We start from the raw sequence: 14,645 nt of genomic DNA on the forward strand, positions 1-14,645 counted from the left end.
AGACGCTATCAAGGCCCGGGCGCCCGGCCCGCGCCGTCGGGGAGGCACCAGGGGGAGGCGCCCGGCGCACGGGCGCGCTCTCCCGGGTGCGACACGAGGTCGCCGTGCCGTGTCCCCCGGAGCCGCGAGGCCCTAAGTTGGCCGGTATGAGCGAGGTGCTGCTGTCCGCCGGAGTGGTGGAGTACGAGGACACCGGTGGCGACGGGCCCGTGGTGGTGCTGCTGCACGGGGTCGCGATGAACGGTTCGCTCTGGCGGCACGTCGTCGCCGGCCTGGGCGCGGACTTCCGCTGCGTCGTGCCCACGCTGCCGCTGGGCGGCCACCGCAGACCGATGCTGCCCGACGCCGACCTCACGGTCCGGGGGGTCGCCCGGCTCGTGGCGGAGTTCCTGGACGCGCTCGGACTCCAGGACGTCACGCTCGTGATGAACGACTGGGGCGGCGCCCAGTTCCTCGTCGCCGACGGGCGGGACCGGCGGATCGGCAGGCTGGTGCTCACCTCCTGCGAGGCGTTCGGCAACTTCCCGCCCGGGCTGCCCGGACGCAATCTGTACCTCGCGGCGAAGGTGCCCGGCGGCCTGCGGCTCGCCTTCGCCCTGCTGAAGCTCAAGCCGCTGCGCAGGCTCCCGGTCACCTGGGGCTGGATGAGCAAGCGGCCGGTTCCGCCCGAGGTGATGGACGAGTGGTTCCGGCCCCTGTGGACCTCCGCCGCGATCCGCCGGGACCTCAGGGCCTACGCACTCGGCGTACCGCCCGAGAGGGAACTCCTGGAGTGGGCCGAGGCGTTGCGTACGTTCGACCGGCCCGCTCTCGTCGTCTGGGCCACCGAGGACAAGGTCATGCCGCCCTCCCACGGGCGCAGGCTGGCCGGCCTGCTGCCCCGGGGCGAGCTCGTGGAGGTCGAGGACAGCTACACGCTGATTCCCCAGGACCGGCCGGAGCGGCTCTGCGAGGCCCTGAGGGCGTTCGTCCCGCGGCCCTCCTGAGAGCTGCCCCCGCGTCTCAGACCGTACGGACGTCGACCCCGGCGGCGGCCAGGGCCTCGGTCTCCTCGGCCGGGGCCGTCGCGTCCGTCACGACCGTGTGCAAGGCGCTCGCCGGTGCCACGAGGGCCAGCGCGGTACGGGAGAACTTGGCGCCGTCGGCCACGGCGACGACGCGGCGGGACGACGCGATCGCGGCACGCTTGACGGCGGCGTCCTCCAGGTCGTACGCGGTCAGGCCGTCGGCCGCGGTCAGGCCGCAGCAGCCGATGACGGCCGTGTCGAAGCGGAGGGAGGCCAGGGACGCCTGCGTCAGCGGTCCCGTCAGCGCGAGCTCGCCGGGGCGGGGCCGGCCGCCGGGCAGCAGCAGGGTCGGCCCGGGCGCCCCGGTCAGGGCGTTGGCGGCGTGCAGGGACAGCGGCATGACGGTCAGCCGGCGGCCGGCCAGCGCGTGTGCCACCTCCAGACACGTGGTCCCGCTGTCCAGGACGACCGATTCGCCGTCCGTGAGCAGCGAGGCCACGACGTCCGCGATGCGCCGCTTGGTCTCCACACCCTCGCCCGCCCGGAGCGCGAACGGCGGCTCCTCGCCGCGCAGCACCAGGCTCCTGGCCCCGCCGCGGAATCGTTCCAGCACGCCCTGGCCGGCCAGCGTCTCCAGATCGCGCCGGATCGTCATCTCCGAGGCGCCGGTGAGCCCGGCCAGTTCCGCCACCCCGACGCTGCCGCGCTCGCGCACCGCGTCGGTGATCCGTCTCAGCCGGTCCGTACTCGCCATGCGCGTATTGAACACAGACGATGTTCGAAAAGCAACTTTACGAACATGAATGGTGTTCTATAGGTTCTCGGGCATGGACAAGACCCTGCGCGCCGGCCGGCTGGCCACCTTCGCGTACTTCGTACTCAACGGCTTCCTGCTGGGGATGTGGATCGTCCACATCCCCAGCGTGGAGGCGCACACGGGCATCAGCCACGCCGTGCTGGGCTGGCTGCTGCTGTTGCTGGGCGCCGGCGCCTTCGCGGGCATGCGGCTGGCCGGCCCGCTCGCCGACCGCTACGGGGCCCGCAAGGTCGTCCCGCTGAGCGCGGCACTGTGCGGTGTGGCCCTCGCCCTGCCGGGGCTGGCCGGCAACGCCTGGACGCTCGGTCCGGCCCTGCTGGTGTTCGGCTTCGGCAACGGCTGCCTGGACGTCAGCATGAACACCCATGCCGTCCAGGTCGAACGCGGTTACGGACGGCCCATCATGTCCGCCTTCCACGCCCTGTTCTCGATCGGCGGTGTGCTCGCCTCACTGGTGGGCGCCGTCACGCTGAGCCTCGGCCTGAGCGCGGCCACCACCCTCGGCGCCATGGCCCTGCTCGGCCTGGTCGCCGCCGGGACGGCGTCCCGCGCCCTGCTGCCGCCGGAGTCCGTGCCGGCCGAGGAGGCGGCGGCCACGGAGGCCGCGGGCACCGAGCGCGGGACGCCGTCCCGGATCTGGATCCTGGCGGCGCTGGCCTTCATGCTCATGCTCAGCGAGGGGGTCGCCAACGACTGGAGCGTGCTGCACCTGAAGGACGTCCTGGACGCCCCCGAGGCCACGGCGGCCTTCGCCTACGGCGCCTTCGCCACGGCCATGACCGTAGGCCGCCTGCTCACCGACCGGGTGGCCGCGCGGATCGGCACCGTCGCGGTGGTGCGGTACGGCTCGGCGGTGGCCGCGGTCGGCCTGACCGTGGCGACGCTCGCGCCCGTGGTGCCGCTCGCCCTGGTCGGCTGGACCGTCTTCGGGATCGGCCTCTCCGGCTGTGTCCCGCAGCTGTTCAGCGCGGCGGGCCACGCCGACCCGGGCGCCGCCGGAGCCAACGTGTCCCGGGTGGCGGGGCTCGGCTACCTCGGGATGCTCGCCGGTCCGGCGGTGATCGGTCCGATGACCCATCTGATGCCGTTGAACCTGGCGTTCCTCCTGCCGGTGGCCTTCTGCGCGGTCGCCTGCCTCACCGCGCCGATCCTGCGGACCGGCGCGGCCCCCGCGAGTGGTGCGGGAACCTCGCCGGCGCGGCAGCAGGCGTGACCGTCCCTTCCGCCCGCGCCCCGATGGAGCACGGCGCCGGCCGGGGCGGGGTCCTGGAACCCCGCTCCCGGCCGGCACCGTCGTGTGCGGTCAGTGCTTCGCGGCGGCCTCCGGCTTGCTCCGCATGCCGAACCCGGCCAGCAGCGCACCGGCGACGCAGAGGACCGCGGTGACGAGCACGGCGGCGTGGAGACCGTTCATGAACGCGTTGCCGCTGCCCTCGACGACGGCGGCCCTCAACTGCGCCGTCATGCCGGAGGAAACGGGCGAGACCCCCATGGACACCGCGTCCTTGGCCTCCTCGAAGCCGGCCGCCGCATCCGCCGGGGCACCGGCCGAGGTCAGCTCGCCGGTGAGCGTGGAGCCCACCTTGCCGCTGATCAGGGAGACCAGCACGGACGTGCCCAGCGCACCGCCGATCTGCAGCGAGGTGGCCTGGAGCCCGCCCGCGACACCGCCGTCCTTCCTCGGCGCGTTGCCGACGATGGCGTCGGACGACGCGGACATCACGATGCCGACGCCCAGCCCGATGGCGAGGAACGGCGGCCACAGGGAGGCGTACGAGGAACCGGCCTCCCAGGTCAGCATCCAGAGGGCGGCCACCGCCTGGAGCGCCATGCCGGCCGGCATGGTGACCCGCGGGCCGAAGCGCTGGGTCAGGGCGGCACCGAGCGGTGCGGCCACCACGGTGGCCAGGCTGAACGGCAGGGTGCGGACACCGGCCTCGACCGGTGTGAAGCCACGCACGTTCTGCAGGTACAGCATCACGAAGAAGATCACGCCGAGCATCACGAAGAAGTTGATCGCCGTGACGAGCGCGCCGATGGTCAGCGAGCGGTTGCGGAAGAGGCGCATCGGCAGCAGCGGGTGCGCGAGGCGGGTCTCGTACCAGCAGAAGACGGCCAGCACGCACAGACCCGCGGCGATCGACCCCAGCGTGCCGCCCGAGGTCCAGCCCCAGGTCTCGCCCTTGACCACGCCGAAGATCAGGGCGACCAGGCCGACGGCGAGCAGGACCACGCCGGGGACGTCGAAGCGGTGGTGCCCCGTGGAGTCCTTGCTGCTGGGCAGGACGAAGAGGCTGAAGACCAGGGCGACGACACCGATGGGGGCGTTGACGTAGAACACCGACTCCCAGTTGACGTGCTCGATGAGCAGACCGCCGACGATCGGACCGAGCGCGGTGGAGCAGGACGCCACCATGGCCCACAGGCCCACGGCCATGCCGAACTTCTGGGGCGGGAAGACCGCGCGCAGGAGGCCGAGGGTGTTGGGGATCAGCAGGGCGGCGAAGAGGCCCTGGACGGCACGGAAGGTGATGACGCCCTCGATCGAACCGGAGAGGGCGATGGCCACCGACGCCAGCGTGAAGCCGAATGTGCCCACCAGGTAGACCGTGTGCCGTCCGAAGCGGTCACCGAGCTTGCCTCCCAGGATCAGCAGGGCGGCCATGGCGATCAGATAGGCGTTGGTGACCCACTGGAGGTCCGCGGTGGAGGCGTTCAGGTCCCGGCCGATCTCCGGGTTGGCGATCGCGACGACGGAGGAGTCGAGGTTGACCATGAACAGGCCGATGGCGACGGCGATCAGCGTCAGCCACGGGTTGCCGCGCCTGTCCCGCTTCGGACGGTCCGGTGGGGAGCCGGCGGGCAGGGGGGAGGTGCCCACGGTGGTGGAGGACATGGAAGTGCCTTGTCTGTGTACGTACTTCGGGAAGTCGGGGAAGCCGGGGCGGCGGCACCGCTTGCGCCCACGCGGCGACGGCCGGCCCACGGGGACGGCAGCCGGAACCGGCCGGGAGCCCGGGACCGACGGTGGTCCCGGGCTCCCGGCCGGACGCGGTGGAGGTCAGCCGGCGGGGGAGTGCAGAGGCCGGGGTAGGGAGGTCAGCGCGCCCAGGGCAGCGCCGAGGGCGTCGAGGTCGCCGTCGGTGAGGGTGTGCAGCGCGCGCACCATGTGCGCTTCCTTGAGCAGTCGCGCCTCGGCGAGCCGCTCCCGCGCGAGGGCGGTCGGGTGCAGATGGGCGACCCGCTTGTCCGCCGCGTCCTGGCGGCGTTCGAGCAGCCCGATCTCGGTGAGCTGGGAGACGAGGGCACTGACGTTGTTCGGCTTCATCAGCAGGGCCTCGGCCGTCTCCCGCACGGTGATGCCCTCGCGTTCCTCGACGAGGAACAGCAGTGCGAGCTGGCCGTCGGGAAGCCGGGGGTGCGGGAACTCCTTCGCGATCTGCCGCTCCAGACCCCGGTGCAGCGCGGGCAGGCACGCCACGAGCACGGAGGCCACGTGGTCGATGTCCTGAGGAGGCGCGGAGGAGTCGGGCATGCCCGGCAGTGTAGGTACGCAGTTATAGCTATGTCAACATACCTAAAATTCCGGTCAAGTCGACGAGGGTGGTATATCTGCACGTGAGAGCCCCGGCGCACGGTGAAGGCGGTCGAGAGAAGGACCATGGAGAAGCCCACGCACCTGATCGAGTTCGAGACCATGCTGCTCGGACGGCACGTCCAGCTGAGCACCCGCAACGGCTCGCACCTGGACCGCAGCGCGTACACCCTGCTCAGCCGCATCCGGATGGAAGGTCCGATGTCCATCGGGCAGCTCAGCGACGCCTTCGGGCTGGACGCCTCCACCCTCAACCGGCAGACCGCCGCCATGCTGCGCGCGGGCCTGGTGGAGCGCATCCCCGACCCCGACGGCGGCATCGCGCGCAAGTTCCGGATCACCCGGGAGGGCGAGCGCAGCCTCGACGCCGAGCGGACCGGGAACATCCGGGGACTGGAGAAGGTCATGGCCGGCTGGGACCCCGAGGAGGTCGCCGCCTTCGCCGGCTACCTGAAGCGCTTCAACACCGACATCGAGAACCTCGACGGCCGCCCCTGGCCCCGCCCCTGACCTCCGCCACGCACCGTGACCGACCGTCACGCGTGTGTCCCGCGGTCGCAACAGTTCGGCCGAACCCCCTGCCGCGCGGGCCCGCGCTCCTATGATCGGGCGGCGTCGTGGACAGTCGCGGAGACGGGGGACAGGGACTCATGAGGCACCTCGGGGGCTTACGCCCGTACGCCATGGCACTCCTGCCCCCGCTGCTGCTCCTGGCGGCCTGCTCCGGCGGCGCCCCGGACACCGGTGAGGGGAGCCCGCCCCCGGGGAGGAACGGCCCCTCCCCCTCGGCGACCGGCTCCCCGGCCGGGGCCCTGGACGCGGACCCCGCCAGGCTTCCCCGGGACCGGGGCGCCGCGCGCGCCCTCGTCGCCCAGGTCATCGCCGACCCCGCCGGCTTCGGACCCGGCGTCGTGCGCCGCACCCCGTACGAGAGCGATCCGGAGACCTGGCCGGTGCTCGGCGCCGACTGCGTCTGGCACGCGGGGAAGCTCCGCGCGAGTGTGCTCGCCACGCTCAGCCGTTCCTACGAGCTGCCGGCGGAAGGGGGCAAGGGGCCCGTGCGGCTCTCCGCGGCCGTCACCGTCCACCGCACCGCCGACGACGCCCGGTGGGACACGGCCGAGTCGCTGGAGGAGACGATGCGCTGTCCCTCCCAGCAGCTCCGGCAGGGTGAGCGGATCGAGTCGATGGTGTCGACCGGGCTGCTGGGCGGCGAGGACGGCCCAGCCGACTACGACGACCTGCTGATCGAGCTCGGGACGTTCCGGAGCGACGAACTGGGCGGCCCCCACGCCTACGTCTGGCAGCAGGCGCAGATCCTCCAGTTCACCGTGGCGGTGACGGGCAAGGGCGCCGAGGGCAGGCCGGAGAAGGAGATCTCCGCCCTCCTGGACCAGGCGCAGGCCGGGATGCTGGCCCGGCTGGACGCCGCCGTCAAGAAGCAGAGCTGAGGCCCCCGATGGACGAGCTGCGCCCCACCGACCCCTCACGCATCGGCGGCCACCGGCTGCTCGGACGCCTCGGCGCGGGCGGCATGGGGGTGGTCTACCTCGGACGTACGGACACGGGGGCGCCCGTCGCGATCAAGGTGATCCTCCCGGAGCACGCCGGGGACGCCGGCTTCCGGGCCCGGTTCCGCCGTGAGGCACAGGCCGCACGGAGTGTGCGCAGCCCCTGGGCCGTGGAGGTCGTCGACGCGGACACCGAGGGCGAACAGCCGTGGCTGGCCACCACGTTCGTGCCGGGGCCGGCCCTCTCCGAGGCCGTCGCCCGCTGCGGCCCGCTGCCCGCCCGCGGCACACGGGTGCTGGGCCGGCTGCTGGCCCGCGCCCTGGCCGCCGTACACACCGCCGGGCTCGTCCACCGCGACGTGAAACCCGGCAACGTCCTGCTCACCGCCGACGGCCCGCGCCTGATCGACTTCGGTATCGCCCGGAGGGGCGATGCCACCGCGCTCACCGCCACCGGCCTCGTCGTGGGCACCCCCGGCTTCCTCTCGCCGGAACAGGCCACCGCCGACGGCACGGCCCCCGGCCCCGCGAGCGACGTCTTCTCGCTCGGCTGTCTCCTCGCCTACGCGGTGACCGGCCGGCCGCCCTTCGGCAGCGGCGCGGTGGAGGCCGTGCTCTACCGCACGGTGCACGACGAACCGGATCTCACCGGGATCGACGACCCCGAACTCCGCGCCCTGGTCGCCGACTGCCTCGCCAAGGACCCGGCCGCCCGGCCCACCGCCCGGCAGCTCGACGCGCGCATCGCCGAGGACATACCGAACGGGTCGGCCGCATGGCTGCCCGAGGACGTCGTACGGCTGGTGGCCGACCGGTCCGCCGCGATGCTCGCCCTGCCCGGCATCGAGCCCACCGTCGCGGAGGAGCCCGCACCCCCGGCCCGGCGGAGAGTCCTCGCCCTGACCGCCGGCGGCGCCGTCCTCCTGGCCGGCGGGGGATACGCGGGGCTGACGGCCTGGCGCGGGAGGGCGGACGGCAAGGGGAAGGCGGGCACCCGGGCCTGGACGATCGGGGTGCAGGCGGACCTCTCCGGGGCCCGGAGCGCGGCGGGCCGGGCCCAGGAACGCGGCGTCCGCCTCGCCGTCGAGCGCTTCAACTCCCGTACGGACCAGGCGTTCGCCCTCCGGGTCAAGGCGCTCGACGACCGGGGCGAACCGCAGCGGGCCGCAGAGGTCGCCGAGGAGTTCGCCCGCGACCGTGACGTGCTCGCCGTCGTCGGCCCGACCGGTGACGCCGAGGCCGGTGCCGTCCTCGGCCTCTACGACGAGGCGATGCTCCCGCTGGTCACCGTGTCGTCCCTGGCGATCACCTACGGGCCCGGCTCCCGGAAGTCCTTCTTCCAGGCGGCCCCGTCCTACGCCGTCCTGTCCGTGCCGGTCGTCGTCCGGCAGGTGCTGCGGCCCGGCGTGGAGCGGCTCGGCGTGATCCTGGACCGGGCGGGCGGCCGGGCCGCCTACTCGGGCGGGTACGCGACCAACCTGCTGACCGGCGACCTCACCACGGGAACCACCTACCCGAGGGTCGTGCCCGCCGGGACCGAGGAACTGGGCCCGGTGGTCGAGGACATGCTCGCGCACGGCAGCGACGCCTTCTTCTACGCCGGTGACGCGGCCGGGGCCGCCCGCACCGCCCGCGCCCTCGCCGCGGCCTCCTTCGGGGGCCCGCGCATGGCCATGTACACCTCCATGGACACGCGGTTCCTGAAGGACGCGGGCCCCGCCGCGTCGGGCTGGGAGTTCGTCGCGCCGTACACCGACGCCGCCGCGCCCGCCGCCGAGGAGTTCGCGGCCGCCCACCGCGAACGGTTCGGGTCCGCGCCCGCCCCCTGGGCCGCCGAGGCCCACGACGCCGCCGGGCTCGTCACCGCCGCCCTCACCGCCGCCGCCGGTACGGCCGGGAAGAGGCCCACCCGGGCGGCCCTCGTCGCCCGGATCGCCGCGTCCACGTACAAGGGGATCTCCCGCACGTACGCCTTCGACGACGACCGGATGCTGGTGGCGGACGACGCGCATCTGTACCGGGCCGAACAAGGGCGCTACCGCTACCTGGGGGCCGCGCCGAAGACGGGGGCCTGAGATGCGGCCGCTCACCTCCCAGGACCCCCGCGCCATCGGCGCGTACCGTCCGCTGGCGCGTCTCGGCGCGGGCGGCATGGGCGTTGTCTACCTGGCCCGCGGCCCCGGCGGCGACCTGGCCGCCGTCAAGGTGATCCACGCGGAGCACGCCGCCGACCCCGGCTTCCGCGCCCGCTTCCGGCGCGAGGCCGAGGCCGCCCGGAGCCTCGACGGGCCGTGGGCGGTCCCGGTGGCCGGTGCGGACACCGAGGCCCACGAGCCGTGGCTGGCCACCGAGTTCGTCCCCGGCCCGTCGCTCGCGGAGGCCGTGGGGGAGCGGGGACCGCTGCCGGAGGACGCCGTGCGCGCTCTCGGCACCCGGCTGGCCCGGGCGCTCGCCGACGCCCACGCGGCGGACCTCGTCCACCGCGACGTCAAACCCGGCAACGTGCTCCTCGCCCGAGACGGGCCCCGGCTCATCGACTTCGGCATCGCACGCCACGCGGGCGCCACCGCGCTGACCGCGACCGGCGCGCTGCTCGGCACCCCCGGCTACCTCGCGCCCGAACAGGCGACCGCGGGCGAGACCGGCCCGGCCTGCGACGTCTTCGCCCTGGGCTGTGTCCTCGTGTACGCGGCGACCGGACACCGCCCCTTCGGCGACGGCTCCGCCGCCGGGGTGCTCTTCCGCACCGTCCACGAGGACCCGGATCTGGCGGGGACGCCACCCGGACTCCTGGCCGCCGTCACCGCCTGCCTGGCCAAGGCGCCCGGGGACCGCCCCACCGCCCGGGAGGCCGGGGCCCTGCTGTCCCGGGGCGGCCCCGACACGGGGTGGCACATCCCGGGGCTGACCGCCGAGCTCGCCGAACGCTCCGCCGCCGCGCTCGCCCTGCCCGACCCGGGGCCCCCGCCCGCACCACCGTCCGCGCCGGCCGGTCCCGCGCCACCCTCCCGGCGCCGCTTCCTGGCCGCGGGCGCGGCCGGCGCGGTGCTGCTGGCCGGCGGCGGCACGGCCGCCTGGATCGCCGCCCGCCGCGCCGGCGGAGCGCCCCCGGCCACCCGGCGCCGGCCCACGTACACGATCGGCCTGCACGCCGATCTGAGCGGCCCGGGCAAGCTCGTCGGAGTGGCGCACCTGCGGGGCGCCCAGCTGGCCGTGGACGGCCACAACGCGCGTGCCGCCGCCCCCTTCCGGCTCGCGCTGCGCGCCGAGGACGACACCGGGACCGCCGCCGGTGCCCTCCGGGTCGCCGAACGGCTGGCGGCCGCCCAGGAGGTGATCGCCGTCGTCGGACCGACCACGGACGTCACGCCCGAGGCCGTCGTCACCCGGTACGCCGGGAGCCGCCTGGCCACGGTCGTCGTCGCGGCGGGATCCGCCACGAAAGGGGCCACCGAGACCCTGTGCGTGATCCGGCCGTTCGACGCCGATCTGCCCACCGCGCTGATCGACTACCTGGCGCATGTGCGCCCCGCCGAGCGGATCCGCGTCGTCGAGGACCGGTCGCCGGACGCGGGTGGCTGGGAGATCACCGAGGCCTTCCGGGACCTGCGCCTCGCCCGGGTCACCGTGGACACCGTCCGCGACGGCTTCGGTGCCGCCGCCCGCGCGGCCGTCACCGCACGGGCGGACGCCGTCGTCTTCGCGGGCACGTCGCCCGCCCGCGCCGCCCGGTGCGCGGTGGCCCTGGCGGAGGCCGGATACGCCGGGACCAGGGTGTCCAGCGGCCCCGCGCTCTCCCCGGTCTTCCTCCGGGACGCCGGGGACGCCGGGGACGGCTGGGTGTTCGCCGAGGCCTACTGCGACCCCGCCGCCACCCCGGCCGCCGCGGAATTCACCGCGGCCCACCGCGCCCGCTTCGGCGCACCGCCCGACCGGTGGGCCGCGGAGGCGTACGACGCGGTCGGGCTGATCGCCCGGGCCGCCGAGACCACCAGCGCCGCCGCCGGGGACCGCGGCGGGATCGCCCGGCGGCTCTTCCTCCTCACCTACCAGGGCATCAGCCGCCCCCTCTCCTTCCGCACCACCCGGCGGGTACGGAGCGAGACGGGGATGTTCCTCTACCGGGCCGAGGGCGGCCGGGCCCGCTTCCTGGGCCCGTACGCGCGGCTGTGAGCCGGTCCGTGTGAAGCACAGCTGCGGCGGCGCTTAAGAAATCCTCGATGGACCCGGGGCCCCGCGGTACGGCAGATTGCTCCGTGACGGCACAAGGCACCGCACGCCGCAGGTCCACGGGACGGACCTTCGCGCCACGCGCCCCGGGCCGTCGACCCCTCAGTCACTCCGGGCCGCCGGCTGCCTTCGCATGCCCGCGCCCCGGGGCACCACCAGGCGACAGGTACAGGGAGCCGCAGCCGTGAAGGCACTCGTGAAGCAGAAGGCCGAGCCGGGACTCTGGCTGACGGACGTACCGGAGCCGGAGATCGGCCCCGGGGACGTCCTGATCAAGGTCCTGCGCACCGGGATCTGCGGCACCGACCTGCACATCCGCGCCTACGACGGCTGGGCGCAGCAGGCCGTGCGCACCCCCCTGGTCCTCGGCCACGAATTCGTCGGCGAGGTCGCCGCCCTGGGCGCCGACGTCGTCGACATCGAGGTCGGGGACCTGGTCAGCGGCGAGGGCCACCTCGTCTGCGGGAAGTGCCGCAACTGCCTGGCCGGACGCCGCCACCTGTGCCGCTCCACCCTCGGGCTCGGCGTCGGCCGGGACGGGGCGTTCGCCGAGTACCTGTCGCTGCCCGCGTCCAACGTCTGGGTGCACCGCAACGAGGTCGACCTCGACATCGCCGCGATCTTCGACCCGTTCGGCAACGCCGTACACACCGCGCTGTCCTTCCCGCTGGTCGGCGAGGACGTCCTGATCACCGGGGCCGGCCCGATCGGCATCATGGCCGCCGCGGTCGCCCGCCACGCGGGCGCCCGCAACGTCGTCATCACCGACGTCAGCGAGGCCCGGCTCGAACTCGCCGGAAAGGTCGGGGTGGACCTCGCCCTGAACGTCGCCGCGGAGACCATCGCCGACGGCCAGCGCCGTCTGGGCCTGCGCGAGGGCTTCGACATCGGGCTGGAGATGTCCGGCCGCCCCGAGGCCATGCGGGACATGATCGCGAACATGACGCACGGCGGGCGGATCGCGATGCTCGGTCTGCCGTCCGGTGAGTTCCCCGTCGACTGGTCCCGTGTCGTCACCTCGATGCTCACCATCAAGGGCATCTACGGCCGCGAGATGTACGAGACCTGGTACGCCATGTCCGTGCTGCTGGAGGGCGGACTCGACCTCGCCCCGGTCATCACCGGACGCTACGGCTACCGCGACTTCGAGGCCGCCTTCGACGACGCCGCGAGCGGGCTCGGCGGCAAGGTCCTGCTGGACTGGACCGCCTGAGAGCCCGTGGGTGGCCACTCCTCGACCGGAGGCCGCCGCCGACGGCCTCCGAGCCCGCGCCCGCCCGTCCGACCCCCACCACCTGACCGGGAGACAGCCCTCATGTTCGACTCCGTACGCGACGACCTGCGCACCACCCTCGACGAGATCCGGGACGCCGGGCTCCAGAAGCCGGAGCGGGTCATCGGCACCCCGCAGTCCGCGAACGTCGCCGTCACCTCCGGTGGCCGGGCCGGCGAGGTGCTCAACTTCTGCGCCAACAACTACCTGGGGCTCGCCGACCACCCCGAGGTCGTCGCCGCCGCCCACGAGGCGCTGGACCGCTGGGGCTACGGGCTGGCCTCCGTCCGCTTCATCTGCGGTACCCAGGAGGTCCACAAGGAGCTGGAGCAGCGCCTGTCGGCCTTCCTCGGCCAGGAGGACACGATCCTCTACTCCTCCTGCTTCGACGCCAACGGCGGTGTGTTCGAGACCCTGCTCGGCCCCGAGGACGCGGTGATCTCCGACGCCCTCAACCACGCCTCCATCATCGACGGCATCCGCCTCTCCAAGGCGAAGCGGTACCGCTACGCCAACCGCGACATGGCCGACCTGGAGCAGCAGCTCAAGGAGGCATCCGGGGCCCGCCGGCGCCTCGTCGTCACCGACGGCGTCTTCTCCATGGACGGCTACGTCGCCCCGCTCGCCGAGATCTGCGACCTCGCCGACCGCTACGACGCCATGGTCATGGTCGACGACTCGCACGCCGTCGGCTTCGTCGGCCCCGGCGGCCGCGGCACCCCGGAGCTGCACGGCGTCATGGACCGCGTCGACATCATCACCGGCACGCTCGGCAAGGCGCTGGGCGGCGCGTCCGGCGGTTACGTCGCGGCGCGCGCCGAGATCGTCGCCCTGCTGCGCCAGCGCTCGCGCCCGTACCTCTTCTCCAACTCGCTCGCCCCGGTCATCGCCGCCGCCTCCCTCAAGGTCATCGACCTGCTGGAGTCCGCCGGCGAGCTGCGCGAGCGGCTCGACGCCAACACGGCGCTCTTCCGCTCCCGGATGACGGCGGAGGGCTTCGACATCCTGCCCGGCGACCACGCCATCGCCCCGGTGATGATCGGGGACGCGGCGAAGGCGGCCCGGATGGCCGAACTGCTCCTGGAACGCGGCGTGTACGTGATCGGGTTCTCCTACCCGGTCGTCCCGCAGGGTGCCGCGCGCATCCGGGTCCAGCTCTCCGCCGCGCACTCCACCGAGGACGTCGACCGCGCCGTGGACGCGTTCGTCGACGCGCGGGCGGCCCTGGAGGCGTGAGGAAGCGGGCGGCGGGTCGGGAAGCCCGCCGCGACCTGGGACAATGAGGACATGATCGATGCCCGGCGGCTGCGCATTCTCCGTGCGGTGGCGGATCACCGTACGGTGACCGCCGCGGCCGCCGCGCTCTACCTCACCCCGTCCGCCGTCTCCCAGCAGCTCGCCGCCCTGGAGCAGGAGACCGGCCACCGGCTGGTCGAGCGCGGGGCGCGCGGGGCCAGGCTGACGGCGGCCGGGGACATCCTGCTGTCCCACGCCAACGAGGTCCTGGCCCAGCTGGAGCGGGCCGAGGCGGAGCTCGCGGACTACGGCGCGGGCGTCGCCGGCACGGTCACCGTCGCCGCGTTCGCCACCGGCATCGGCCTCGTGCTCGCCCCCGCCATCGCCGAACTGACCCGTACGGCGCCCGGCATCCGGGTCCGGGTGCAGGACGCCGAGGGCGACGCGAGCGTACCGATGGTGCTGGACCGGCAGGTGGACGTGGCGGTCGCCGTCGAGTACCGGGGCGCGCCCGGGGACGACGACCGGCGCCTGACCCGTATCCCCCTGTACTCCGAGCCCTTCGACGCCGTGCTGCCGGTCGGCCACCGACTCGCCGGACGGGAGCACATCGCCGTCGCCGACCTCGCCGAGGACCCCTGGATCGGTCCGTACCCCGGCAACCCCTGCCACGACGTGGTGGTCCTGGCCTGCGAGTACGCCGGGTTCGCGCCACGGCTGGAACACTCCTCGGACGACTTCCACGCCGTGCTGGCGCTGGCCGGGGCGGGCGCCGGAGTGGCGCTGGTACCCCGGTCGGCGCTGCGCGGCCCGGAGCTGGACGGTGTCGTCGTACGCCCGGTGGAGGGCGTCGCCCCGACCCGGAGGGTCTTCGCCGCGGTGCGGCGGGGAGCCGAGGGGCACCCGCTGATCAAGCCGGTCCTGGACGCACTGGGGGCGGCGGCGGGACCGGCGTAGCCCCGGTCCCGCCACCGCC

At 74.2% G+C, this 14,645-nt stretch carries 12 protein-coding genes; 9 read left to right on the forward strand and 3 right to left on the reverse strand.

Annotated elements, in window-relative coordinates:
- Nucleotides 1-146: 146 nt before the first annotated feature.
- Nucleotides 147-986, forward strand: coding sequence for an alpha/beta fold hydrolase (locus tag SACTE_RS26305; protein ID WP_014049057.1), 840 nt, complete (start codon nt 147-149; stop codon nt 984-986).
- A gap of 16 nt (nt 987-1,002) precedes the next feature.
- Here the strand turns inward: SACTE_RS26305 and SACTE_RS26310 are convergent, their stop codons facing one another.
- A complete protein-coding gene (locus SACTE_RS26310) occupies nt 1,003-1,761 on the reverse strand; it encodes a DeoR/GlpR family DNA-binding transcription regulator (RefSeq protein WP_014049058.1) in 759 nt (252 codons plus the stop codon).
- A gap of 73 nt (nt 1,762-1,834) precedes the next feature.
- Here SACTE_RS26310 and SACTE_RS26315 point away from each other — a divergent pair, with 73 nt between their 5' ends.
- Nucleotides 1,835-3,037, forward strand: a complete 1,203-nt coding sequence (locus SACTE_RS26315) for an MFS transporter (protein WP_019993140.1) — start codon at nt 1,835-1,837, stop codon at nt 3,035-3,037.
- Nucleotides 3,038-3,127: 90 nt separating this feature from the next.
- Here the strand turns inward: SACTE_RS26315 and SACTE_RS26320 are convergent, their stop codons facing one another.
- Together SACTE_RS26320 and SACTE_RS26325 are read right to left on the reverse strand one after the other, a co-directional pair.
- Nucleotides 3,128-4,720 carry an MFS transporter gene (locus tag SACTE_RS26320; RefSeq protein ID WP_014049060.1) on the reverse strand — a complete coding sequence of 531 codons (1,593 nt, stop codon included), beginning with the start codon at nt 4,718-4,720 and terminating at the stop codon, nt 3,128-3,130.
- 165 nt (nt 4,721-4,885) lie between these two features.
- Nucleotides 4,886-5,359: a MarR family winged helix-turn-helix transcriptional regulator gene (locus SACTE_RS26325; RefSeq protein WP_014049061.1), complete on the reverse strand. Its 474-nt coding sequence runs from the start codon at nt 5,357-5,359 to the stop codon at nt 4,886-4,888.
- Nucleotides 5,360-5,485: 126 nt separating this feature from the next.
- Here SACTE_RS26325 and SACTE_RS26330 point away from each other — a divergent pair, with 126 nt between their 5' ends.
- The 7 genes from SACTE_RS26330 (at nt 5,486) to SACTE_RS26360 (ending at nt 14,626) form a co-directional block, all read left to right on the forward strand.
- Entirely contained in the window at nt 5,486-5,929 is a 444-nt protein-coding gene (locus SACTE_RS26330; protein ID WP_014049062.1) for a MarR family transcriptional regulator, read from the forward strand.
- Nucleotides 5,930-6,102: 173 nt separating this feature from the next.
- Nucleotides 6,103-6,870 carry a hypothetical protein gene (locus SACTE_RS26335; protein WP_019993139.1) on the forward strand — a complete coding sequence of 256 codons (768 nt, stop codon included), beginning with the start codon at nt 6,103-6,105 and terminating at the stop codon, nt 6,868-6,870.
- An 8-nt stretch (nt 6,871-6,878) separates the two neighbouring features.
- Nucleotides 6,879-9,005: a bifunctional serine/threonine-protein kinase/ABC transporter substrate-binding protein gene (locus SACTE_RS26340; RefSeq protein WP_014049064.1), complete on the forward strand. Its 2,127-nt coding sequence runs from the start codon at nt 6,879-6,881 to the stop codon at nt 9,003-9,005.
- A 1-nt stretch (nt 9,006) separates the two neighbouring features.
- A complete protein-coding gene (locus tag SACTE_RS26345; RefSeq protein WP_014049065.1) occupies nt 9,007-11,103 on the forward strand; it encodes a bifunctional serine/threonine-protein kinase/ABC transporter substrate-binding protein in 2,097 nt (698 codons plus the stop codon).
- Between the two features lie 241 nt (nt 11,104-11,344).
- Nucleotides 11,345-12,373, forward strand: a complete 1,029-nt coding sequence (tdh, locus tag SACTE_RS26350) for an L-threonine 3-dehydrogenase (RefSeq protein ID WP_014049066.1) — start codon at nt 11,345-11,347, stop codon at nt 12,371-12,373.
- Between the two features lie 102 nt (nt 12,374-12,475).
- The gene (locus tag SACTE_RS26355; RefSeq protein ID WP_014049067.1) at nt 12,476-13,669 is read left to right on the forward strand and encodes a glycine C-acetyltransferase; all 1,194 of its coding nucleotides are present in this window, start codon (nt 12,476-12,478) and stop codon (nt 13,667-13,669) included.
- 51 nt (nt 13,670-13,720) lie between these two features.
- On the forward strand, nt 13,721-14,626 hold the full coding sequence (locus SACTE_RS26360; protein WP_014049068.1) for a LysR family transcriptional regulator: 906 nt from the start codon (nt 13,721-13,723) through the stop codon (nt 14,624-14,626).
- Nucleotides 14,627-14,645 lie beyond the last annotated feature (19 nt).

This window comes from Streptomyces sp. SirexAA-E (assembly GCF_000177195.2).
GTDB classification, from domain to species: Bacteria; Actinomycetota; Actinomycetes; order Streptomycetales; family Streptomycetaceae; genus Streptomyces; species Streptomyces flavovirens.

Coding starts and splice junctions, on each gene's coding strand:
- SACTE_RS26360 (WP_014049068.1), top strand. CDS start 13,721: ATGATCGATGCCCGGCGGCTGCGCATTCTCCGTGCGGTGGCGGATCAC.
- SACTE_RS26345 (WP_014049065.1), top strand. CDS start 9,007: ATGCGGCCGCTCACCTCCCAGGACCCCCGCGCCATCGGCGCGTACCGT.
- SACTE_RS26315 (WP_019993140.1), top strand. CDS start 1,835: ATGGACAAGACCCTGCGCGCCGGCCGGCTGGCCACCTTCGCGTACTTC.
- SACTE_RS26340 (WP_014049064.1), top strand. CDS start 6,879: ATGGACGAGCTGCGCCCCACCGACCCCTCACGCATCGGCGGCCACCGG.
- SACTE_RS26335 (WP_019993139.1), top strand. CDS start 6,103: ATGGCACTCCTGCCCCCGCTGCTGCTCCTGGCGGCCTGCTCCGGCGGC.
- SACTE_RS26305 (WP_014049057.1), top strand. CDS start 147: ATGAGCGAGGTGCTGCTGTCCGCCGGAGTGGTGGAGTACGAGGACACC.
- SACTE_RS26330 (WP_014049062.1), top strand. CDS start 5,486: ATGGAGAAGCCCACGCACCTGATCGAGTTCGAGACCATGCTGCTCGGA.
- SACTE_RS26320 (WP_014049060.1), bottom strand. CDS start 4,720: ATGTCCTCCACCACCGTGGGCACCTCCCCCCTGCCCGCCGGCTCCCCA.
- SACTE_RS26310 (WP_014049058.1), bottom strand. CDS start 1,761: ATGGCGAGTACGGACCGGCTGAGACGGATCACCGACGCGGTGCGCGAG.
- SACTE_RS26325 (WP_014049061.1), bottom strand. CDS start 5,359: ATGCCCGACTCCTCCGCGCCTCCTCAGGACATCGACCACGTGGCCTCC.
- SACTE_RS26355 (WP_014049067.1), top strand. CDS start 12,476: ATGTTCGACTCCGTACGCGACGACCTGCGCACCACCCTCGACGAGATC.